The sequence below is a fragment of the Caballeronia sp. LZ034LL genome, assembly GCF_031451215.1.
Lineage (GTDB): Bacteria > Pseudomonadota > Gammaproteobacteria > Burkholderiales > Burkholderiaceae > Caballeronia.
This window is the reverse complement of sequence record NZ_JARUXR010000003.1, coordinates 1,156,606-1,178,821: the sequence shown is the minus strand read 5'-3', so window position 1 is coordinate 1,178,821 and position 22,216 is coordinate 1,156,606. Positions and strand designations below refer to the sequence as shown.

Here is a 22,216-nt window from a genome sequence, read left to right as displayed (position 1 = left end):
CCCGACAACGTTGCTCGCAAGACGCGAATTCAAGCGTCTTAACCCGCATTCAACATGTCGACGAACGCGCGGACCTTCGCGCTCAACAGACGTCGCGAACTGTAGAGCGCCCAAAGCTCCACGTTCGGCCCCGCCTCGTATCCGAGCAGTTGAAGGCGGCCCGCCGCCACGTCGGCTTCGACGAGCATGCCCGGCAGCAACGCCGCACCCGCGCCCGCGAGCACGGCTTCGCGCGCCATCAGCAGCGACGACAGCCGCAACACCGGTTCAGGCGTGATCTCTCGCGTGCCGCCATCCGGATCCTCGATCCGCCACACCTCGTTCGCCGTGCGCGCCAGCACGACCGCAGGCAGCGTCGCCGCGCCCGCATCCGCTGCAAAGTCGCGCGGCGCAACCAGCGCACGCCGGTCAGTGGCAACACACCGTCCGACGAGCAATTCATCGGCATCCGGATTGACGCGGATCACGAGGTCATAGCCGTCCTGCACGGGATCCGCCACGCGATCCTCGGCAACGATCTCCAGCTCGACCTGTGGATAGTCCCGCGCGAAGCGCGACGCGATGCCCGGCAACATCACGTGCGAAAAAACGATCGGCGCGCTCACGCGCAATCGTCCGCGCGGCACAGGGGCGCGCGCGACGAGCGCTTCCCCGGCGTCGTCGATCTCGGCCAGCAGGCCGCGCGTCCGTTCATGCAGCGCGCGGCCCTCTTCGGTGAGGCGCAGCGTGCGTGCGCCGCGCTCGATCAGCCGCACGCCCAGGCTCTGCTCCAGTTCGGCGACATGCCGCGACAGCGTGGCCTTCGGCCGTCCGGTCTGGCGCGCCGCAGGGCCGAAACCACCGTGCAAAGCGACGGCATTGAAGTCCACGAGTGCGATCAGGTCCATTTTCGTTCCATTGACGAGACGAAGAGTCTCGAACCAAGGTCTATCAACGCCAAATCGGAACGATTATCGTAACAGCGTCCAAACTGAATCATTAAGGAGTTTCGAAATGACCATCCTCGTGACAGGCAGCACCGGCGTCATCGGTACCCAGGTGCTCGAGCATCTTCAAGGCAGCGGCGCGAGCGTGCGCGCGCTGACGCGCTCGCCGGAGCGCGCGCAATTCCCCGCCGGTGTGGAAGCCATCAAGGGCGAACTCGGCGACCTTGGCGGGCTGCGCAACGCATTGCAGGACGTCGACCCGCTGGTCCTGCTCGCACCCACCGCAGCCGACGAACTCACGCAAGCCTTGCAGGCGCTGAGCATCGCGCGCGAGTCCGGGGTGCGAGGCATCGTGTATCTGTCCGTGTTCAAGGGCGAGGCGTACGCGGACGTGCCGCATTTCACCAGCAAGCATGCGGTGGAACGCATGATCGAGCAGGCCGGCCTGCCCGCAACCGTCCTGCGCCCCGCGTACTTCATGCAGAACGACGCGAGCACGAAGGACGCGCTTCTGAAGCACGGCGTCTTCGGCATGCCGATCGGCGCGAAAGGCATCTCGATGGTCGACGTGCGCGATATCGGCGATGCCGCCACGCGGGAACTGCTGCGGCGCGAACGCAGCGCGGAACCGCTGCCGCCCGCCACGTACGAACTCGTCGGACCGGATGCGCTGACGGCGGACAGCATTGTCGCCATCTGGAGCGACGCGCTGAATCGTGAAATCCGCTACGGCGGCGACGATCTCGACGCGCTCGAAACACGGATGAAAGGCGCAGGACCCGAGTGGCTCGCCTATGACATCCGGCTCATGATGCAGCGTTACCAGCAAGACGGCGCCGTGGCGAATGCGCATGAAATCGAGCGCCTGTCCCAATTGCTCGGACGTCCGCCGCGTACGTACCGCGATTTCGCGGCCGAATGCGCGCAACAATGGGCAAGCGAGTAAAAGGGTCTGGAATGGGGCATTCGCAAAAGGGCGCAACCATGCGCCCCGACGATTTTCGCGAAACGCCCTGTTCCAGATTGCATTTAATAAAAACCCTCAAACCGCAAACGTTTTACCACCTTTTGTGTTCCAATTGATCCGATTATCTGTTCAAACCCTGCGATACGTTCGCGATTACCATCGCAAATCATCGATTGGATATTCGGCTCATGCGGACTCACTCCGAGGCATCGACTTCAGAAAAGCGCAACAAGGCGGAAGACGGGCGTCAGGTGCATTTCCAGCGCTGGTTCGCCACCTTCGCCAGCCTCGCGCATTCGCGGCTGCCGCTGTCCGCCTATCTGCAAAAAGTCACCGATACCTTGAGGGAAGTCGCAGGCGTCGCATCGGCGGTGGTGGAATGGATCGAGGGCGAGGAGCTCGTCTATCAGGCGGCGAGCGGCGCCGCAGCCGCGCACATCGGCGTGCGCCTGCCCACCGCCGGCAGCCTGTCCGGTCTGTGCATCACGCGGCAGCAGGCGCTCATCTGCCGCGATGCAGCCACGGATCATCGCGTGGACCGCGCCGCGTGCGAGGCTGTCGGCGCGGTGTCGATGGTCGTGGCGCCGGTCATCTACGAAAGCCGTTCGGTCGCTGTCCTGAAACTGATTTCCGGGCAAAAGGATTTCTTCGGTCCGTCCGACATCAGCATTCTCAACGCGTTTTGCGCTTGCATCGCGGAAACCATCGCGCGCGAGGAGTTCGCGCAGGAAAACCGCAAGCTGCTCAAGGAGAACGCGAGCGTCGCAGCGGATCTCACGGTGGAGTCGTCCCTGCGGCTCGAGTACGAAAAGAAGCTCGCCGACGCCATGCGCCGCCGCCAGACCGTGCTCGACAACGCGCATGTCGCGTTCGTGTCGATGGACGAAGCGGGCATGATCGTCGACTGGAACGAGGCCGCCGCGCTGCTGTTCGGCTGGAAAGCGCCCGAAGCGGTGGGCCGCGAACTGGCGGCGCTGATCGTGCCGGAACGTCTGCGCGACGGGCACCGTGCCGGGCTCACGCGCTATCTCGCCACCGGCGAGGCGCGCATGATCAACCGGCGCGTCGAGTTGCCGGCGCTGCGCCGCGACGGCAGTGAATTCGCCGCGGAACTGACCATCAGCGAAGTCTGGTATGAAGGCCAGCGCCAGTTCGCCTGCTTCGTGCACGACATCACCGACCGGCGGCGCGCCAGCGAGGCGAACGAACGCCTGCGTCTCTTGATCGATTCGGTCAGCGACTACGCCATCTGCATGCTCGACCAGAACGGCTACGTGCGCTCGTGGAACGAGGGCGCGCGCGCCATCTACGGCTTCACGGCCAGCGAGGCGATCGGCCGGCATTTCGCGCTGTTCTACACGTCGGACGAACACGGCCGCGACCGTCCCATGGACGACCTGATGCTGGCCGCCGAACGCGGCCGCGTGGAACACGAAGACTGGCACATGCGTCGCGACGGCTCGGAATTCTGGGCGCACGTGATGCTGAGCGCGCTGCCGAACGGTTCCGGCGGCGAGCGCAGTTTCGTCAAGATCACGCGCGACATGACCGCGCGGCGGCGTCTGGAGGAACTGGAGGCGTCGAGCCGACGCATGAACGAATTTCTCGCGCTGCTGGGCCACGAGTTGCGCAATCCGCTCGCACCCATCCGCAACGCGGTCAGCATCCTGAAGCTCAAGGCCACCAGCGACGAAGAAGTGATCCGCAGCCGTCAGATCGTCGACCGGCAGCTCGCGCACCTGACGCGGCTCGTCGACGATCTCCTCGAAGCCGGCCGCGTGAGCTCGGGCAAGATCCGCCTCAGTACCGATGTCATCGATATCGCCACGGTCGTGCATCTCAGCGTCGAGGCCAGCCAGCCGCTGATCGACGCACGCGGCCAGCGCATCGTCGTGAAAGACAGCGGCCAGCCGCTGTACGTCAACGGCGATCCCACGCGCCTCGTGCAGGCGCTCAACAACCTGCTCAACAACGCATCGAAGTTCAGTCCGCCCGCCTCGACCATCACGCTCGAAGTGGGTCCGCGCGGCTCATCGGTGATGGTGCGCGTGATCGACCAGGGGCGCGGCATCTCGCCGGAAGCGCTCGCCATCGTGTTCGACCTGTTCGTGCAGGAACATCCGCCGGGCGCGCATCCGGATGAAGGCGGGCTGGGCATCGGCCTGACGCTCGTGCGGGCAATCACGGAACTGCACGGCGGCCATGTGGAAGCGAAGAGCGGCGGCGCGGGCCGGGGCAGCGCGTTCTCGCTATGGCTGCCGCTCGCGGAACCGCCGGCCACGGGCGCACCCGCGAGCACGACGTCCGGCACGGCCGCGACCCGTCAGCTCGACGTGCTCGTGGTCGACGACAACCGCGATTCCGCCGACAGCATGACCTTGCTCGTGGACATGCTGGGCCATCGCACGCGCCCGGCCTATGACGGTTCCGAAGCGCTCGCCTTGTTCGAGGCGGAACGGCCGCAGGTCGTGCTGCTCGATCTCTCGATGCCCGGCCTGACCGGTTTCGACGTGATCCGCCGCATGCGCGACGAAGGCGCGCGCGTGGTCGTCGCGGCGATGACCGGGCTCGGCTCGGATGAAGACCGCGCGCGCACCCGCGCTGCGGGCTTCGACGCGCATCTCGTCAAGCCGGTCGATCTTCCGGAACTGGAACGCGTGCTGGCGCTGGCGGGACGGGGCTGAAGTCACTCACATGACGCGGCGCGCCCGGAATACCCCGCACGCAGGCGGGCGTCTTCGCCAGCCGATAGGGCGGCTTCAGCACGGGCCAGAACGCACCGGGCTCGACGGCAAGCCGATGTTCAACGTCGAGAACGCCTGCGCGTCCGGCAGTTCGGCGCTGCATCTCGCGTGGCTCTCGGTGGCGTCGGGGCAAGCGGAGACGGCGCTGGTCGTCGGCGTGGAAAAGCTCTCGCACGAGGACAAGGCGGTGTCGTTCGACGCGTTCGCCAAGGCCGTCGATCTCGAAGAGCCGCTGCCCGAAGGCGTGACGGCCGGCACCGGCTCGCTGTTCATGGATCTGTACGCGGCGAAGGCGCGCAAGTGGATGGCCCGGACCGGCGCCGAGGCCAGCGATTTCGCGCGGGTCGTCGTGAAGAGCCGTCACGCGGGCTCGCTCAATCCGCACGCGCAGTTCCGCAAGGAGACGAGCGTCGGGGAAGTGCTGTCGAGCCGCATGGTGAGCGATCCGCTGACGCTGTTCATGTGCTCGTCCATCGGCGATGGCGGCGCGGCCGTGTTCATCTGCTCCGAGTCCTTCGCGGCGCGGCACGACATCCGCCCGGTGTTCATTCGCGCGAGTTCGATCGTGTCGGCGAAAGCGGACGGCACGGGCGAACTCGTCGCCGTGCGCGCTGCGCGCGAGGCGTATGAACAGGCCGGCATCGGCCCGGAGGACGTGCACGTGGTCGAACTGCGGGATGCCTCCGCGCCCGCCGAGCTGATCCACTACGAGAACCTCGGCCTGTGCGCCCCCGGCGATGCGCCGAAGCTGATCCGTTCGGGCGATACCGGCATCGGCGGAAGGATTTCGGTGAATCCGAGCGGCGGTTTGCTGTCGCGTGGTCATCCGGTCGGGGCGACGGGCGTGGCGCAGATCGTCGAGCTGACGCAGCAGTTGCGCGGCCAGGCCGGCGGGCGGCAGCGGCCGGGCGCGAAGGTCGCGCTCGCGGAAAACAATGGCGGTCAGCTTGCGGGCGACTCGGCGGTCGCGCTGGTCACGCTTCTTTCGACGTAAGCGCCGCCGCTTCCACCGTCACATTGCCGCGCTCGCTGAAACGGGCGAGCAGCGGCGCTTCGGCCAGCGCATCGGTGACGAGCGTCCAGTTGCGGTCCAGCGGCGTCCAGTGCTGCTGGCTCGCGCGTTCGAGCTTGTTCGACGTGACCAGCACGAACACGCCCGCCGCCTGCGCGACGATGCATTCCTTCAGATACGCCTGCTCCGCCGTGGCCTCGCACAGCCCGCGGCCCGCGACGACGCCGTCCGCGCCGAGGAACGCCTTGTCGAAGGTGACGCGCGTCAGCCCCACCTGCGCGATGGGCCCGAGCGTGCTCATGCTGGACGGCCGCACATCGCCGCCGATCAGCGTTACGCGCACGTCCGCCGCCGCAAGCGCGCCCACTGCTAGCAGATTGTTGGTCACCACATGAATCGCCGTACGTCCCGCAAGCAGGCGTGCCAGCGCGGCGGTCGTGGTGCCGCCGTCGAGGAAAATGGTGTCGCCGTCTTGAATGTGGCGCACCGCCGCGCGGGCGATCGCTTCCTTCTGTTCCCGGAAACTCTCGCGGCGCGTGTCGAGCGATTCCTCCGGTTCATGCATGCCCACCGACGCCGCGCCGCCGTAGGTGCGCACGAGCCGCCGCTCGCCGGCGAGCGCGCTCAGGTCGCGGCGCACCGTTGCTTCCGACATGCCAAAGTGCTCGCACAGCGCGGCGACATCGTTCATGCCGGACAGCACGGCCTTGAGCATCGCTTCGCGGCGTTTCTCTACTTTCATCCTGTTCCCTGACTTGGTGGCTTCCCGGCGGGACGCACAGTGTAGCGAACCCGGCGGGCCCGCCGCATGCTTGACCTTTGATCGTTTCGATCATCTTCCGACGGACACAAATGATCGAAACGATCAGTACAAACCCGCACATTGCGCAAATTGCGCGAACCGGACGATAGCGCTACACTCCAAATTGATCGAATCAATCATATTTTGCGTGATTCGGCCAGAAACCACTTGGAGACATGCATGGCTCAGATTCACATCAAGCGCGCCGTCGAGCGCGTGCCCGGCGGGATGATGATCGTCCCGCTGCTGATCGGCTCGCTGATCGCGACCTTCGCGCCGGGCATGCCGAAGTTCTTCGGCTCGTTCACGAACGCGCTGTTCACCGGTTCGCTGCCGATTCTCGCGGTGTTCTATGTCTGCATGGGCGCGGGCATCGACGTGAAGGCGACGCCTTACCTGCTGCGCAAGGGCGGCGCGCTGTTCGCGACCAAGGTCGGGACGGCGATTGTCGCGGGCATCGTGCTCGGGCATTTCCTCGGCGAGCAGCCGGTCAGCTCAGGCTTGTTCGCGGGCATCTCGACGCTGGCCGTCGTCGCCGCGATGAACGACACCAACGGCGGTCTCTACATGGCGCTGATGGGCCAGTACGGCCGCTCGGAGGACGTGGGCGCGTACACCATCATGTCGCTCGAATCCGGCCCGTTCCTGCCCATGGTCACGCTGGGCGTCGCGGGCCTTGCGGCGTTTCCGTGGCCGACGCTCGTCGGCAGCATCTTGCCGCTCGCGGTCGGCATGCTGCTCGGCAATCTCGACCGCGAGATGCGCGACTTCCTCGGCCGCGCCGTGCCGGTGATGATCCCGTTCTTCGCGCTGGCGCTCGGTGCGAGCCTCGATCTGCACAAAGTCTGGCAGGCGGGACTGCTCGGCATTGGTCTGGGCTTCGCGGTCGTGATCGTGACGGGCATTCCGCTTTATCTCGCTGACCGTCTCACCGGCGGCACGGGTGTCGCGGGCGCGGCGGCAGCCAATACCGCGGGCAATGCGGCAGCGGTGCCGGCGTTGATCGCGGCGGCCAATCCGGTCTATAACGAAGCGGCCAAATCGGCGACGCTGCTGGTGGCCGCCTGCGTGGTAGTGACGGCCATCGTCTCGCCGATCCTGACAGCGTCGATCGCGAAACGCGCCAACGCCCGGGACCAGGCGCGCGCCACCGCGAAGACACGCGAGGCCACGCAATGAACAGCTTGCTGATCGTCGCCGACGATCTGTCGGGCGCCGCCGACTGCGCCATCGCGTTCGCGGCGGCGGGTCGCAGGACGGTCGTGTCGCTCGACGCGAACGCACCGTCCCAGGACGCGGCCGTGATCGCCGCCGATACCGACACGCGCCGCCTCGCGCCCGCCGAAGCCGCGCAGCGCGTGGCTGCTGCGTGGCAGGCGTTGCGCGCGCCGGGCCGACGGCTCTACAAGAAGATCGATTCGACCTTGCGCGGCAACTGGACCGCCGAAGTGGCGGCGCTCGCGCGGATCGCGGGACCGGCCATCGTCGCGCCCGCCTTTCCCGCTACCGGCCGCGCGGTGCGCGATGGCTGCGTGATCGTGCGCGGCGTGCCGCTCGAAGAAACCGAGACCTGGCAGCTGGAACACGCCGGCCAGAACCCCGAACTGCGCGCGATGCTCGACATGGTGGGACTGCGCGTCGCGCATGTATCGCTCGAAGCGTTTCGTGCCGCGCCGCAGGATGTCGCGGCGATGGTGACGTCGGCGGCGGCTTCAACGGACGGCGTCGATGCGATCATCGTCGATGCCGAAACCAGCGAGGATCTCGCCTCGCTCGCCCGCGTGACGGCGGCGCTCGATGCGTCGTTCTTCTGGGTCGGCTCGGGCGGGCTCGCGCGCGAACTGGCCGCGTTGCCCGATCTCTTCGCCACCGAAGCCGATACCCACGGCGCCCGTCCGTTCGACGGCACGCAAGGCCCGATCCTCGCGCTGGTCGGCAGTCTCTCGGCGATCTCGGAGCGCCAGTGCGCGCTGCTCGGCGCGGAAGCCGGCGTCCGCGAGATGATCGTGCCGCCCGCCGTGCTGCGCGACGGCGCGCGTCATCCGGAATGGCAGGCGTGGCACGAACGCATTGGCCGAACGGTGCGGGATCGCGAGGACGCGATCGTGCGCATCGGCCGCGACGATGCCTTCGATCCGGCTGAAGGCGCGCGCTTGTCGAATGCCCTTGCCGCGCTCGTCGCACCGCACTTCGACCAGTTGGGCGGCCTGATCGCGACCGGCGGAGAAACCGCGCGCGCGATGCTTGCCGCCGCGCAGGTCGGCAGCCTCGAGCTGTTGCGCGAGGTGGAAGCCGGCGTCGCGCTCGGCAGGCCCGCGAACGGCGCGGGGCCGGCCGTCGTCACCAAGGCGGGCGCGTTCGGCAGCGAGCATGCGCTGCTCGGCGCCTACCTGCACTTGCGCGGCGCGGACCTTCCCGTCGCGCGCCAGTAACCGAATTCACCCAGACGAACATCATGAGCAACTACCTCCCCGTAATCGGCATCACGATGGGCGACGCAAGCGGCGTCGGTCCGGAAGTCGTCGTCAAGAGCCTCGCGCACGATGCGGTCTACCAGCAGTGCCGTCCGCTCGTGATCGGCGATGCACGCCGCCTCGAACGCGCGATCGAACTCACCGGCGTCAGCGCCAGCGTGCGACGCATCCAGGGCGCGCCGGAAGCGCGCTACGAGCGCGGCACGATCGATTGCATCGACCTCGGCCTGATTCCCGATGATCTGCCGTTCGGCCAGTTGTCCGCCGTCGCGGGCGATGCCGCGTATCAGTACATCGCGCGCGCGGTCGAGCTTGCGCAGGCCGGCCAGATCGACGCGATCTGCACCGCGCCGCTGAACAAGGAAGCGCTGCATGCGGGCGGCCACAAGTATCCGGGCCACACGGAAATGCTGGCGCACCTGACCGGCGTCGACGAAGTCTCGATGATGCTGGTCGCGCCGCAACTGCGCGTGATCCACGTGACGACGCATATCGGCATCATCGACGCCATCCGCAAGATCGAGCCGGGTCTGGTCCAGCGCACGATCGAGCGCGGCAACGCGACGCTCATCAAGGCGGGGATCAGCAAGCCGCGCATCGGCGTGTGCGGGATCAATCCGCATGCGGGCGAAAACGGCCTGTTCGGCTATGGCGAGGAAGAAGAGAAGATCATTCCGGCCGTGAAGGTGCTGCAGGAACGCGGTCTCGACGTGACCGGTCCGCTGCCCGCCGATACCCTGTTCTATCGCGCCGGACGCGGCGATTTCGATCTCGTCGTCGCGATGTATCACGACCAGGGGCACGGTCCGGTGAAGGTGCTGGGTCTCGAAGCGGGCGTCAATGTGACGGTCGGGCTGGAGGTGATCCGCACGTCGGTGGATCATGGCACGGCATTCGATATCGCCGGCAAGGGCATCGCCGACGAAGGCAGCATGCTCGAAGCGCTGCGGCAAGGCGCGGAACTGGCGACGCGGCGTCACTGAGGCTATTTACTGAGCGGCGGGTCGAGCGCGAGCGCGCGGTCGGCGCGACAATGGGGGCTTCTTCCTCACGAAGCACGCGCGCCCATCCATCATGTCCGCTCAAACGTCCGCTTCAGCTTCCAATACGCTTCACGCGCTCTGGCGCATCGCCGGCTTGCCCGGCGATGCGCTTTCTTTCATCGATCTCCCGGGTCGCGAGCCGGTCTTTCCATCGAGCTTCGCCATTGGCACGGCGGCGCAGGCGACCGTCGCCGCAGCGGCGCTCGCCGCGTGCGAACTGGCGCATGCGCGGGGCGTAGACCGGCAACGCGTGTCGGTGGACATGACGCACGCGGCCGTGGAGTGCACGGGCGCCTTCACCGTCGACGGGCAAGCACCCGAGACATGGGGACGCTTCTCCGGCCTGTATCGCTGCGCCGACGGCTACGTGCGCATTCACGCGAACTTCGAACATCATCAGGACGGCGCGCTGCGCCTGCTCGGTCTCAATCCGAAGGCGGCGACGCGCGCGGACGCGGAGCGCGCGATGCTGGCCTGGCGCGGCCGCGACTTCGAGGACGCTGCGGCGGCGCAAGGGCTTGTTGTCACGATGCTGCGCAGCTTCGACGAATGGGACGCGACGCCTCACGCGCGTGCGATCGCCGCGCAACCGTTGATGACGCTGACCCGTATCGGCGATGCGCCGCCGCGCGCGCTGCCTGCGTTGGCTGAAACCGCGCGGCCGCTCGATGGCATTCGCGTGCTCGACTTCACGCGCATTCTTGCGGGGCCGGTCGGCGGGCGCACGCTGGCTGCGTTCGGCGCGGACGTCATGCTGGTGAACGCGCCGCATCTGCCGAACATTCCGGCGATTGCGGACACGAGTCGCGGCAAGCGTTCGGCGCTGCTCGACTTGCGCACGGAGCGGGATCGCGCGGCGCTCGGGCAACTGATCGACGAGGCGCATGTGTTCTCGCAGGGGTATCGGCCGGGCGGGCTGGCGGCGCTCGGTTTCGGGCCGGATGCGCTGGCGGCGCGGCGGCCGGGCATCGTTTATGTCTCGCTGACGGCGTACGGCACGGAAGGACCGTGGGCGCAACGGCGCGGGTTCGATTCGCTCGTGCAGACGGCGATGGGCTTCAACGCAGTCGAAGGCGAAGCAGCCGGCGAAGGCAAGCCGCGTGCATTGCCCATGCAGATGCTCGACATGGCGAGCGGCTTCCTGATGGCGTTCGGCGCGGCGGCGGCGCTGTGGCGGCAGCAGCGCGAAGGCGGCAGCTGGCATGTGCAGGTATCGCTCGCGCAGACGGGGCAGTGGTTGCGCGGACTGGGGCGCGTGGAAGGCGGTATCGCTGCGCCGACGCCGGATGTCGCGCCGTTCATGACGCGGTATGCGTCGGGCTTTGGCGAGTTGGTGGCGGTGACGCCGAGCGCGCAGCTGGCGCGGACGCCGGCGGGGTATGCGCGGGAGTCGGTCAGGCCGGGGGCGGGGGAGGCGCGGTGGTGAGGGATGTCCCGCCAATCAATGTCATAGCGTGCCGATCAGGAATGGCATAGCGGCCTGGCTACAAACCTCATCTCAAGTTTCGTCCGAACGTTCCGATAACGCATGGCAGGCGCGCCTTCCCGCGCGCCCACCACGCTCATCGACAAGAACAACCTCCAACGTTCCCATGAAACTGCTCCCGAAAGTGATGCTGCTCGCCCTGCCCGTTCTCGCCGCCTGCGGAGGCGGAGGAAGCGACGAAACATGTGTCACGAACGGAGACCTCACGAAGACCTGCGTCGCCAAGACGTCGCATGCCATTCCCGAAGGCATCTGGTTCGGCGCAACGGACACCGGCCTGGCGGCGCAGACCATCGTCCTCGAGACCGGACAGTACTTCAGCATCTATACGTTGAATCAGGATCTGGTCTGGATGACCGAAGGCTTCGTCACCGCCACCGACGGCGCATTCACCGATCCGGCGGTCGTCGCGCTGCACTACACCGGCGAGATCATCGCGGGCACGCTCAGCGGCACGTTCACGGCGAAGAGCGCGTTCTCGGCGACGAGTTCGATCAACACCAAGCCGAACGCCACCGCGCTGAACTTCAACGGCAACTACAGCGCCACCTACGACACGCCGCTCGTCATCGGCGACGTGCTGGGCACGTGGACCAACCCGGCCAGCGTCACGACCGTCTCGACGATCACCTTCGCCGCCAACGGCGCGGTCACCGGTTCGCAGGGCGCCTGCACGTTCACCGGCAATTTCAAGCCGCGCGCGACCGGCAAGCATGTTCTGGACGGCTCGCTCAACTTCACCAGCGCCGCGTGCGCGACGGGCAGCGGCGTGACGATGCCGGTCGAAGCGACCGTCGTGAACAATCAGATGAGCATCGTGGGCGTGACGCCGCAGCGTTCCACGGCGTTCTTCATGGCCGCGACGCGCTGATGCTTCGCGCAGCGGCACGTCAACCGGGTCACTCGTAGACGGCCGCCGCGGCCATTTCAGCCGCCTCGCAGCGCACCGGCACCCGACGCGCCAGCGCGCACAGCAATTCGTAGCCGATCGTACCGGACGGCTCCGCCACTTCGTCGACGCCGACGTGCGCGCCCCACAGCTCGACCGGCGCGCCCATACCCGCCGCCGGGCAGGGCGTGAGATCGACCGTGAGCATGTCCATCGACACGCGCCCGACGATCCGCGTCCTCACGCCCGCCACCATGACCGGCGTACCGGCCGGCGCGTGGCGCGGATAGCCATCCGCGTAACCGCACGCCACCACGCCGATGCGCATCGGTCGATCCGTCGTGAAAATGCGCCCATAGCCGGTCGTCTCGCCGGGCTGCAACGTCTGCACGCCGATGATGCGGCTCTCGAGCGTCATCGCCGCGCGCAGCGGTACGCCTGCGATATGACGCGCGCACCCGCTCGGCGACGCGCCATAAAGGATCGTCCCGGGCCGCACCCAGTCGCGATGCGCGCGCGGGTGCCACAGCACCGCCGCCGAGTTCGACAGGGACCGCGTGCCCGGCAGGTTGCGCGTGACGGCGTCGAAGGCGTCGACTTGCCAGTCGATTGCGCCATCATCGGCGGTGGCGAAATGAGTCATCAGGCCGATCGAACCGATCGATCCGATGCGCGACGCCCGCAGCCACGCACGCTCATAGTCCGCCGGGCGGAAGCCCAGCCGGTTCATTCCCGAGTTCATCTTCAGCTGGATGTCGATGCGCTCACGCGGGCGTGCGGCTTCGAGCATGTCGAGCTGTTCGTCGCAGTGCACGGTGACATTCAGCCGATACCGGTCCGCCACCTGCACGTCAGCCGGTTCGAAAACGCCTTCCAGCAGCAGTATTGGCTTGCGCCAGCCGAGCTCGCGCACGCGCACGGCTTCGTCGAGATCGAGCAACGCGATGCCGTCGGCGTCCGCGAGCGCCGGATAAATGCGCTCGATGCCGTGACCATACGCGTTCGCCTTGATCACGGCCCATACGCGCGACGTCGGCGCCGTGTCCCGGACGAATTGCAGGTTGTGACGGATGGCGTCGAGATGAATGCGTGCGGAAATCGGACGTGGCATGCGTGCTCCCCGGCATGGGCCGCCTGATAGGACGCGCCATGCTGCTTTTGTGAAAGAAGGCAGTGGAAGCACGAATCGTATCGGCCGGAAGGCAGTTTTTGTTATCGTATTCGCGCCGAATTTTGGTGGAAGACGCTGCCCGCCGAACACGCATCCCAAGCTTCGCGACGCGTGCTTTCCGGCGTATCGTGAGGCTCATGCCGCATGCGGCGAAGGAGATCACCATGACCGACGCCCGTCGTCTTGCCTGCCTGCGCATCGTGCTCGTGATCGTCGGGCTGATCGCGCTGTTCGCCCTCTATCCCCTGATGCTGCTCTGGCCTTCCGGCTGGGCCTGGGAAGGCGAGCACGGAGGCCGCTCGGAGTACGCGCTGATGATCGTCGGCCTCTACGCGACGCTCGGCGTATTCCTGCTGATCGCCTCGCGCGATCCGCTGCGGCACCTGAGTCTCATCTGGTTCACGGTGTGGTCGAGCATCGTGCACGGCGCCATCATGGCCGTGCAGTCATTCGGCGGCGCGCAGTCTCATGCGCATATCGGCCATCTGGCCGGCGATGTGCCGGCGCTGTTCATCGTCGCCGCCGCGCTCGCGTACTTCACGCCGCGCGGCGGACAGGCGGGCAAGCTCAGTTGAGATAGCCGAGATGCTCGGCCAGGATCACGCAGCCGACACCAATCAGTATCAGCCCGCCGACGATCTCCGCCCGCTTGCCGATGGTCGCGCCCACGAGCCGCCCGACCATCACGCCGATAGTCACCATCAGCATGGTCGCGAAGCCGATGGTCGCGGCCGTGGAGAAGATATCGACATCGATGAACGCGAGGCCCGCGCCGACCGCCATGGCGTCGATACTGGTGGCGAAGCCGGTGAGCGCGAGCACCCAGAACGAGTGGGAGTTGGGCTTTTCTTCCTCGTGCTCCGCGGCGCGCAGGCCTTCGCGAATCATGCGCGCGCCGAGCAGGCCGAGCAGCGCGAACGCAATCCAGTGGTCCCACGCGGTGACGTAGTGCGCGGCCGCCTTGCCGAGCGCCCAGCCGACGAGCGGCGTCAGCGCCTCGATCACTCCGAAGATCACGCCGGTCTTCAGGGCCTCTGCAATGCGCGGCTTGTGCAACGTGGCGCCTTTACCGACGGCGGCCGCGAAGGCGTCGGTGGACATGGCGAAGGCGAGGAATAGTGTGGAGGCGAGGTTCATCGAGTAGCGCTCTGGCCGGGCAAGATGGAACGACAGAACGCGCGCCCGACCGGTCGCGGATTCTGTCGATGGTCTTGCCAACCCTTGACGGTTGTCCATGCCACGGTCTGAACGACCGAGCGTGTTGACATGGACGCTTTTCCGAACGGAAAAGCTGGCTACTCCCCAGCGAAGAGACGTGAGCTTAACATGACTCCCGGGCGTTCCTGCGCGTTCACGACAGGTTGCGGTACAGTGGGTGCGTTATGCCGCAGTTTCCACCGCATGCCAACCCGCTCATGACGGAGGCGCCATGCAGGCAGGCCAGCTTACCCACGCGGCTGCGAAAGACGCAGTCGAACGGCTCTATCGTGCGTTTGCCACGCACGATCTCATGCTGCTGCGCGAGGCCGTCACACCGGACTGGGCGTATCTTCCCGAACCGCCCGGAGAGCGTCCCGGTCCCGACCAGATGATCCCCATCTTCGCCGATCTCGCCATTGCGCTGCCCGACATGCGCATCGAGATTCTGGACATGCTGGTGCAGGATGATCGCGTGGGCGTGCGCGCCGAAGTGAGCGGCACACAGGCCGGGCCGCTGATGGGCATCGCCGCCACCCGCAAGCCGCTTCGTTTCGCGATTCACTCCTTCCACGAAATACGCGGCGACCGCGTGTCGAAAACCTGGCATCTCGAAGACTGGCTCAGTGTATTCCGCCAGCTCGATGCCGTGCCGTCCGGGATCAGGTCATCGCCCTGAACGCTGTCACGGGTCGATGCTCAGGCGCGCCGCGCCTTGCCTTTGGCGCCGCGCGAGGCGGTCTGCCGCACCACATGTTCGACACACAAGCCGACGAGCGTCGCGTCCAGGCGTTCCAGCGCGCGAGCGGCTTCGCGGAGCGCGGCGGCATCGGTGCCGAACGAATCGGAAAACAGCCACTCGCGCTGCCGGGCCGCTTCACGCGTCGCCTGCACGGCTTCGCTCAGTTCCGGCATGCGCGCAAAGCCCGCCGCGCGCGCCTTCTTCTCCAGACAGGCACCGGACTGCATTCCGACCGTTCGGCCGAGGCAAAAACGGGCTTTCGGAGGTCTACCGTTTCGTGCGTTTGCCTGGCGACGCCACGCCTTGATTTCGCGCGGAATCAGCGTCTATAGTCATCTACGCACGCTCCCTCACGTTCCCGCAGCTTCGCCAAACAAGGCCTTCGCGGCCTCTTCCTGCCCCTTCCGCAGAACGTGCGTGCACCGGCCAGACGCCCGCCGCCGACGCGCATTCCCATCGAACCATCACAACGCCGCGTCCCTCCGGTTCGCGTCCACCCCATCAATTCGATATCGGCAACGGTTCGGGGTATCGCTTCGATATTTCTCGCGTCCTTACCTCATCATGAAACTCGTCCACAAGCTCGGCGCGCTCACGCTGCCTCTGTTGCTCGCGGCGTGCGGCGGCGGCTCGGACAGCGCCGGCCCCGCCGCGGTCAGCGATGCCGCGCGCCCGGTCATTCCCGCGCCGCTTACGTACCCGAGTGCCCGCGACATCGCCTACGGCATCAACGGCCATAACAACACCGGCGCGTATGCCATCTCGAGCCCGGCGCTGCAACGGTCGCAATTGCGCGATCTCAACGTGAAGATGTATCGCATCGAGGTGCGCGATGCGCCAGGCGCCCGAACCCTCGCCAACGTCGCCAGGACCATGGCCGCCAGCGGCATCACCGTGTATCCGGTCATCCTGCTCGAACTCAATTTCGCCGGCGAGAGCGATGCCTACAGCGTCGCGTATTCCATCGCCCGACAGATCGTCGCCGTGCAGCGCTACGCGTACTACGAAGTGACCAACGAGCTCGCGGCGCAATGTCTCGTCGGCTGGGTGGACGGCGTGCGCAGCACCGACTTCGACAACGCACGCTTCCAGATTGCACGCGGCGTGGTGCGCGGGTTGATCGCGGGGATCAAGTCGCTGGATCCGCTGGGCAAGATCGTGATCGGCGGCAATACCTGGATGCACTATGGCTTCGATGTCATGCTCGCGAACGGCACGCAGCCCGACGGCACCAGCGGCCATCCGAAAGTCACCTGGGACGTGACGGCCTGGCACTGGTATTCCGAGCAAGGCGACATCACTCACGCGTGCGGCGGCACGGGTTGCTACAACGTGATCGGCACCTTGAAGAGTTTCGGCAAGCCGGTGTGGATCAACGAAGTCGGTATCCGGCCGAGCTTTCCGGGCACCCAGCAACAGGCCGCCGATTACCTGTCGGTCAACATGCTGGGCGCACTCAAGTCGATCTCCGCGCAATACGGCATCACGTCACTGCAGGTCTACGAACTCTACGACGACCCCAGCGGCGGCGAAGGCCCGTACGGCATCATGCTGAACGACGGCAAGACGCCCAAGCCGGCCTACAGCGCGTTCAAGTCGTTCGTCGCGGCGCATCCGGCGCCGTGAGATAGCGCGCTCACTTCGCCAGCAGTCCGAACACGCCGACGCCGCTCTTCGTGCCCACATACACCTTGCCGTTCGCGACCGTCGGCGTGATGAACTTGTTGCCCTGGCCAAACTGGTCGCGTCCGCTGGTGTCGCCGCTGTTGTAGAGCTGGGTCGCGAGGTTGCTGGCGTCGTAGGCGCGCAGCCCGGCGATCGTGCCGTTCTCCGCTGCCCACAGGATGCCGTTCGCGGCGCCGTTGGCCGAGATGCTCGGCGTCGCGCCCGGTGAGCCGAAGGTGTTCGCGGTCTTGCTGGTGGGCGTCGCGGACAACGCAGCGTTCGATACCGCGAACGCCTTGATGCTGTCGCCAATCGAGCCGAAATAGACCGTGTTGTTGAAGTAGGCCGGCCCGGCGAACATCGGCCCCGTGATCTGCCCGACGAGTTCCTGATAAATGTGGTCGGCGTTCGAGTCGAACTTGCCCATCGACAGGCGGTTGACCACGTAGATGGTCGAGTTCTTGCCCGCGCCCACCGCAAGATGCTGGACGACGCCGTTGGCATCGGTGAAATCGGGCAGCACCATCGCGCCGCCCGAGCCGAGGTCCTCGTCTTCGTTCGACTCCTGCACCGTGTTCGACGCCTGGAAGTAATCCTGCACTCGCAGCGGATTCGGGTCGATGCGCAGGAAGCCGTTGCCGTAGTTGCCGTTGATCGGCATCTCCTGGGCGTTTTGCGTCGGGTCGAAGGTGCCGTTGGCATTGAGCAGATAGATGCCCTGCCCGTCCGATGCCGGTCCCGCGCCGCTCATCCAGATCGCGCCCATCTGGCCGTTCGGCGTCAGGTTGAGCACGCTCGCCTGCTGGAGCGTGTCGGCGTTATAGCCGATGACCCAGCCGGTGTACGGCATGAAATCGCAGTGCGAAGTCCAGGACGTGTAGACGACGCCGTTCAGCAAGAGCAGCGCGGCACGTTCGGCGTACTGGCCCGGCGTGAATGGCACCTGGCCGTTCTGGCTGCCCGCGCCGTTGCCCGGATAGCTCGCGGTGATCTCCGTCGGACCGTTGAAGAGTTCGGCGCCCGTGGCGACGTCGAGCGCGTGGATGCGCTGGTGATAGCCGCCCGACCCGTCCTTCGACATGCCGACCACGTACATCACGCCATTCGGCCCGCGCGAACGGTCGATGACCGGCGTCGCCGTGACGCCGATGTTCGGCGTGATCTGCGCGCAGCCGTGATCGTCGCTGGGCGACTCGCCGTTGCCGAGCGTCGAGACTTTCCAGAGCACGGCGCCGCTGTCGGCGTCGAAGGCATAGACGTTCGCGTTCTCGGTCGCGACGTACAGCACATTGCGCGTGCCGCCCGCGATGGGCACGCCTGCGAGGAAGAGCGGCTGGGCATCGACGGCGCCGTCCACGTTGAACACGCCCACCTTGCCGAACGTCGCCGTATTGACATTCGAGGGCGTCAGGACGGTTTCGGCCAGTTGCTGGCCGGTTCGGGCGATGTCGTTGTGCCAGGTGGTGACGTCCATCGGATGACTGACGGCGGTCGAGCCGTTGCCGTTGCTGCCGGAAGCGCCTGAAGGACTCGATGCACCCGCCGGACTCGACGCACCTCCAGCACCCGATGCTCCCGAAGCCGCTCCGCCGCCCGCCGCCGATGAGGAGGCATCACCGCCGGAGCCGCCCCCGCTGCATGCGCCGATGATGACCGCGAGCAGCGCGGCGCCGACAGCAGCAGCACAGGCAGGAACGAGCGCTTTCATGTGCAACTCCTTGACGGAGAGACGGAACGATCAGGAATCACCGTGCCGACATTTCAACGCACGGCGATCCCGGTTAATCAGCATACGAAATGCCCACACTGATGCAGTTTTGTGAAAGCGTTTTATTGCACCGCATCAAAATATGCTAACCTAGGGTTATTACCTAGTTAGTTACCCCTAGTACGGAGTCCGCCATGGGAATCATCGCCGCCACCCCGATCGCCCTCGTTTCCTTCCTCGTCGCCAAACTGCGCGCAGCCACGCGCGACGCGCTCGATGCCCGCGCCAAGGTCAGCGCGCTGATGGCCGAAGCCTACCGGCGCGCGCAGTAATCTCACGGCTCATGCGTCATTGCAGCGTGTAGGCAATGACGTAATCGCCGGCCTTGGTTCCGAGCGAACCATGACCGCCCGCGGTCACGAGCAAATACTGCTTGCCGCTGGCGTCCGCATAGCTCATCGGCGTCGACTGTCCGCCCGCCGGCAAGCGCGCTTCCCACAGCTTCCGGCCGTCGTGTACGTCGTAGGCGCGCACGTATTGATCGAGCGTACCGGTCAGGAACGCCACGCCGCCCGCCGTCACGATCGTTCCGCCCAGACTCGGCACGCCGAGCGGCATCGGAATGGGCAACGGCGCGCTGTCGACGATCGTGCCGTTCTTGTGCTGCCACGCAATCTTGTTCGTGCGCAAATCGACGCCCGCCATGTAGCCCCACGGCGGCGCCTGGCACGGAATGCCGAGCGGTGAAAGGAACGGATTGATCTCGAAGCCGAACGGCGTGCCGCGCGCCAGCTTGATGCCGCTGGTCTCGCTGCCTTTCTTCTCGCCGGTTCCTTCCGGAATCTTCTCGCGCGGAATCAGCTTCGACACGAACGCCATGTAGTCCGGATTCGCGATCAGGATCTGCCGCACCGGATCCACTGAGATACCGCCCCAGTCGAACACGCCGAAGTTGCCGGGGAACACCAGCGTGCCCTGCTCCGACGGCGGCGTGAACGGCCCGTCATAACGCAGGCTCTTGAACTTGATCCGGCACCAGAGCTGATCGAACGGCGTGGTGCCCCACATGTCCGCCTCCCGGATGCGCGGCGGGTTGAAGTTGAGCGCGGAGACCGCCTGCGTCGGCGATGTATGGTCGCCCTTGGCCGCGCCCTGCGGCACGGGCACTTCGTTGATCGGCACGATCGGCTGGCCGGTCTCGCGATTCAGCACGTAGATGCTGCCCTGCTTCGTCGACGCGATGATCGCCGGCTGCGTGCCCTGCGCCGTCTGCAGGTCGATGAGCGTCGGCTGGCCGCCCACGTCCATGTCCCACAGGTCGTGATGCGTGAATTGATAATTCCAGCGCAGCTTGCCGGTCGCGCCGTCCAGCGCGACGAGTCCCGCACCGAACTTCTCTGCCTGCGGCGTGCGTTGGCCGCCCCATTGATCCGGCGTCTGGTTGCCCATCGGCAGGTAGATCATGCCGCGCTTCTCGTCGACGCTGAACATCGACCACATGTTCGGCGAATTGCGGACGTAGGTGCCGCCAGCCGCGATCGGCTCGGTGGCGTCCGGGTTGCCCGGATCCCAGTTCCAGACGAGATGGCCGTCGTTCACGTCGAACGCGCGGATTACGCCGGAAGGTTCGTTGTTCGATTCGTTGTCGGTGACGTGGCCGCCGACGATCACGAGGTTATGGAACAGCGCCGGCGGCGAAGTCGAGTAATAGCCGCCCGGCGTGAACGGGCCGACGTTGGCGCGCAGATCGATCGCGCCGTCCTTGCCGAAGCTCGCGCAGGGCTTGCCGGTGTCGGCATCGAGGGCGATCAGGCGGGCGTCGGCGGTGGGCAGGAACAGGCGGCGCGGGCACTCAGCGAGCGCGGTGGTTTGCGCGGGCGTTGTTACGGGCGCGGGTGCTGACGCTGCGGCATCGACTGGAGCAGAGGCCGCGGCATCGGCCGGAGCGGATGCGGCGGCATCGGTCGGAGCGGAAGCCGCCGCATCGGAAGGAGCAGCGGCCGCATGCATCGCCGGATCGTAATAAGCGACGCCCCGGCAAGTCATATGCTCCCAATGCTTGAATCCGACCGGGCTCTGGATCTGCGGATCGAAACGCCACTTCTCCTTGCCCGACGCGGCATCCAGCGCGATCACCTTGCTATGCGGCGTACACAGGAAAATCGTGTCGCCGACCTTGATCGGCGTATTCTCGTCGGTGGTCTCGGTGGGATCGCCGGAACCGGGCATGTCGCCGGTCCGATACGTCCAGGCCACTTTCAGCTGATGCGCGTTCTCCGGCGTGATCTGCGTCAGCGGCACGTAACGCTGCGCGAGCGGGGAGCCGCCGTAATCGGTCCAGTCGCCGGGCTTGCGTCCGGTGCCGGCGTTCGCGTCGGGTTGATTGGCATCGGCGGCGGCTTCCACGTCGATGCGTCCGGACAGGTCGTGCGGATCGCGGAAATACGTGCCGGCGCCGAGCAGCAACGTGAGAATGATCGCCGCCGCCAGCGGAGTGCGCGCGGCCCGTGCGGTGGACGGCGGCCCGAACATGGCCCCGCGATGCACGAACGGGATCAGCAGCCAGATGGCGAGCACGAGCCAGACCCACAGGCGCGGCATCAGTTGCCAGAAATCGAAATGCACTTCGAATACGGCCCACAGCGTGGAGCCGAACAGCACGAGTGCAAATAGCAAAAGCGCCGAGCGGCGCCGGATGAGCAGCAGCAATCCGGTCAAGACGATGGCCACGCCCGTGACCACGTAGTACCACGAGCCTTTCACCGCCACGAGGTACGCCCCGCCGATCCCGAGCAGCAGGCCGATGACGACGAACACGATGGCCGTGAAGAACGTGAGCGAATGAAGTCTTCCGTTGCCAGCCATGCTGGACTCCCTCAGTGACGATGAATGGCGAGACACGGCCGACGGGCGGTCGTGGTTCGGACGCTGTCGCGTCGTCGTCAGGAGCAACCAACGTGCCGTTTCGGCGGATGAAAGCACGCGATGGACAAGCTTTACAGGTGACTTACGATGCAGGCCAGAGGCCGCCGGGCGGCAGCGCCGCGACCGCACCGGTGGCAAAGGCCGCCTTCAGGTCGGCGCGTTCGGTGAAGCGCGGCGCATCCAGCCACATCAGGAATTCTTCGCGCCAGTTGCCCCAGGCGTTCTCGTCGAAGTCGAAGTCCTCGTCGAGGCGGCCGTGGTCGCGCAGATAGACGCCCACCACCTGGGTCCCGTTCCAGTACGCGACGGCGACGTCGGTCAGATCGGCCGTCACGCCGCGCGGCAGATCGCGCAGCATCATCGCGACATGCGCCTTGAACGACTTGAATTCGATGGGTCTCATCGCCTGCTCCGCGTCGAAAGATGCGTGATGGAAGACTGCTTCAGCTCACTTCCTTCAGGCGT

The 22,216-nt window shown here is 66.4% G+C and carries 19 protein-coding genes, 1 pseudogene and 1 riboswitch; of the genes and pseudogenes, 12 read left to right on the top strand and 8 right to left on the bottom strand.

Annotated elements, in window-relative coordinates:
- Window positions 1-38: 38 nt before the first annotated feature.
- On the bottom strand, window positions 39-887 hold the full coding sequence (locus tag QCE83_RS26520) for a LysR substrate-binding domain-containing protein (RefSeq protein WP_309818308.1): 849 nt from the start codon (window positions 885-887) through the stop codon (window positions 39-41).
- Between the two features lie 106 nt (window positions 888-993).
- Here QCE83_RS26520 and QCE83_RS26515 point away from each other — a divergent pair, with 106 nt between their 5' ends.
- The 3 genes and pseudogenes from QCE83_RS26515 to QCE83_RS26505 all read left to right on the top strand — a co-directional run.
- Entirely contained in the window at window positions 994-1,872 is an 879-nt protein-coding gene (locus QCE83_RS26515) for an NmrA family NAD(P)-binding protein (RefSeq protein ID WP_309818306.1), read from the top strand.
- Between the two features lie 209 nt (window positions 1,873-2,081).
- A complete protein-coding gene (locus QCE83_RS26510) occupies window positions 2,082-4,577 on the top strand; it encodes a PAS domain S-box protein (protein ID WP_309818303.1) in 2,496 nt (831 codons plus the stop codon).
- Window positions 4,578-4,668: 91 nt separating this feature from the next.
- A pseudogene (locus QCE83_RS26505) lies at window positions 4,669-5,631 on the top strand (thiolase family protein); the annotation flags it as partial.
- Here the strand turns inward: QCE83_RS26505 and QCE83_RS26500 are convergent.
- Window positions 5,612-6,391: a DeoR/GlpR family DNA-binding transcription regulator gene (locus QCE83_RS26500; RefSeq protein WP_309818301.1), complete on the bottom strand. Its 780-nt coding sequence runs from the start codon at window positions 6,389-6,391 to the stop codon at window positions 5,612-5,614. The pseudogene QCE83_RS26505 and the gene QCE83_RS26500 overlap by 20 nt on opposite strands.
- A gap of 240 nt (window positions 6,392-6,631) precedes the next feature.
- Between QCE83_RS26500 and QCE83_RS26495 the strand changes: the two genes are divergently transcribed.
- From QCE83_RS26495 to QCE83_RS26475, 5 genes are all read left to right on the top strand, one after another.
- Entirely contained in the window at window positions 6,632-7,630 is a 999-nt protein-coding gene (locus QCE83_RS26495; RefSeq protein ID WP_309818299.1) for a 2-keto-3-deoxygluconate permease, read from the top strand.
- A complete protein-coding gene (locus QCE83_RS26490) occupies window positions 7,627-8,883 on the top strand; it encodes a four-carbon acid sugar kinase family protein (protein ID WP_309818296.1) in 1,257 nt (418 codons plus the stop codon). The genes QCE83_RS26495 and QCE83_RS26490 overlap by 4 nt, the downstream gene beginning before the upstream one ends.
- A gap of 23 nt (window positions 8,884-8,906) precedes the next feature.
- On the top strand, window positions 8,907-9,908 hold the full coding sequence (gene pdxA / locus QCE83_RS26485; protein ID WP_309818294.1) for a 4-hydroxythreonine-4-phosphate dehydrogenase PdxA: 1,002 nt from the start codon (window positions 8,907-8,909) through the stop codon (window positions 9,906-9,908).
- 91 nt (window positions 9,909-9,999) lie between these two features.
- Window positions 10,000-11,394 (top strand): CoA transferase, encoded by a 1,395-nt coding sequence (locus tag QCE83_RS26480; protein ID WP_309818293.1) that lies wholly within the window; start codon window positions 10,000-10,002, stop codon window positions 11,392-11,394.
- A gap of 166 nt (window positions 11,395-11,560) precedes the next feature.
- Window positions 11,561-12,325 (top strand): hypothetical protein, encoded by a 765-nt coding sequence (locus QCE83_RS26475; RefSeq protein WP_309818291.1) that lies wholly within the window; start codon window positions 11,561-11,563, stop codon window positions 12,323-12,325.
- Between the two features lie 28 nt (window positions 12,326-12,353).
- Here QCE83_RS26475 and alr read toward each other — a convergent pair whose 3' ends face one another.
- A complete protein-coding gene (gene alr / locus QCE83_RS26470) occupies window positions 12,354-13,454 on the bottom strand; it encodes an alanine racemase (RefSeq protein WP_309818289.1) in 1,101 nt (366 codons plus the stop codon).
- 224 nt (window positions 13,455-13,678) lie between these two features.
- Between alr and QCE83_RS26465 the strand changes: the two genes are divergently transcribed.
- Window positions 13,679-14,089, top strand: coding sequence for a DUF6632 domain-containing protein (locus QCE83_RS26465; protein ID WP_309818287.1), 411 nt, complete (start codon window positions 13,679-13,681; stop codon window positions 14,087-14,089).
- Here QCE83_RS26465 and mntP read toward each other — a convergent pair.
- A complete protein-coding gene (gene mntP, locus QCE83_RS26460) occupies window positions 14,082-14,651 on the bottom strand; it encodes a manganese efflux pump MntP (protein ID WP_309818284.1) in 570 nt (189 codons plus the stop codon). The two genes, QCE83_RS26465 and mntP, sit on opposite strands and share 8 nt — an antisense overlap.
- 9 nt (window positions 14,652-14,660) lie before the next feature.
- A riboswitch (yybP-ykoY riboswitch) is annotated at window positions 14,661-14,830 on the bottom strand.
- Window positions 14,831-14,943: 113 nt separating this feature from the next.
- Here mntP and QCE83_RS26455 point away from each other — a divergent pair.
- The gene (locus QCE83_RS26455; protein WP_309818282.1) at window positions 14,944-15,390 is read left to right on the top strand and encodes an ester cyclase; all 447 of its coding nucleotides are present in this window, start codon (window positions 14,944-14,946) and stop codon (window positions 15,388-15,390) included.
- Between the two features lie 20 nt (window positions 15,391-15,410).
- Here QCE83_RS26455 and QCE83_RS26450 read toward each other — a convergent pair whose 3' ends face one another.
- Window positions 15,411-15,680 carry a hypothetical protein gene (locus QCE83_RS26450; protein ID WP_309818280.1) on the bottom strand — a complete coding sequence of 90 codons (270 nt, stop codon included), beginning with the start codon at window positions 15,678-15,680 and terminating at the stop codon, window positions 15,411-15,413.
- 337 nt (window positions 15,681-16,017) lie between these two features.
- Here QCE83_RS26450 and QCE83_RS26445 point away from each other — a divergent pair, with 337 nt between their 5' ends.
- Window positions 16,018-17,079 carry a lipopolysaccharide biosynthesis protein gene (locus QCE83_RS26445; RefSeq protein ID WP_309818278.1) on the top strand — a complete coding sequence of 354 codons (1,062 nt, stop codon included), beginning with the start codon at window positions 16,018-16,020 and terminating at the stop codon, window positions 17,077-17,079.
- A gap of 10 nt (window positions 17,080-17,089) precedes the next feature.
- Here the strand turns inward: QCE83_RS26445 and QCE83_RS26440 are convergent, their stop codons facing one another.
- Window positions 17,090-18,826 carry a PQQ-binding-like beta-propeller repeat protein gene (locus tag QCE83_RS26440; RefSeq protein ID WP_309818276.1) on the bottom strand — a complete coding sequence of 579 codons (1,737 nt, stop codon included), beginning with the start codon at window positions 18,824-18,826 and terminating at the stop codon, window positions 17,090-17,092.
- A gap of 194 nt (window positions 18,827-19,020) precedes the next feature.
- On the opposite strand from QCE83_RS26440, the gene QCE83_RS26435 reads away from it, so the two are divergent.
- Entirely contained in the window at window positions 19,021-19,158 is a 138-nt protein-coding gene (locus QCE83_RS26435; RefSeq protein ID WP_309818274.1) for a hypothetical protein, read from the top strand.
- Window positions 19,159-19,174: 16 nt separating this feature from the next.
- On the opposite strand, the gene QCE83_RS26430 is transcribed toward QCE83_RS26435, so the two are convergent.
- Complete coding sequence (locus QCE83_RS26430) at window positions 19,175-21,691, bottom strand: glucose/quinate/shikimate family membrane-bound PQQ-dependent dehydrogenase (protein ID WP_309818272.1); 2,517 nt, start codon at window positions 21,689-21,691, stop codon at window positions 19,175-19,177.
- A gap of 142 nt (window positions 21,692-21,833) precedes the next feature.
- Complete coding sequence (locus QCE83_RS26425) at window positions 21,834-22,154, bottom strand: hypothetical protein (RefSeq protein ID WP_309818269.1); 321 nt, start codon at window positions 22,152-22,154, stop codon at window positions 21,834-21,836.
- Between the last annotated feature and the right edge of the window lie 62 nt (window positions 22,155-22,216).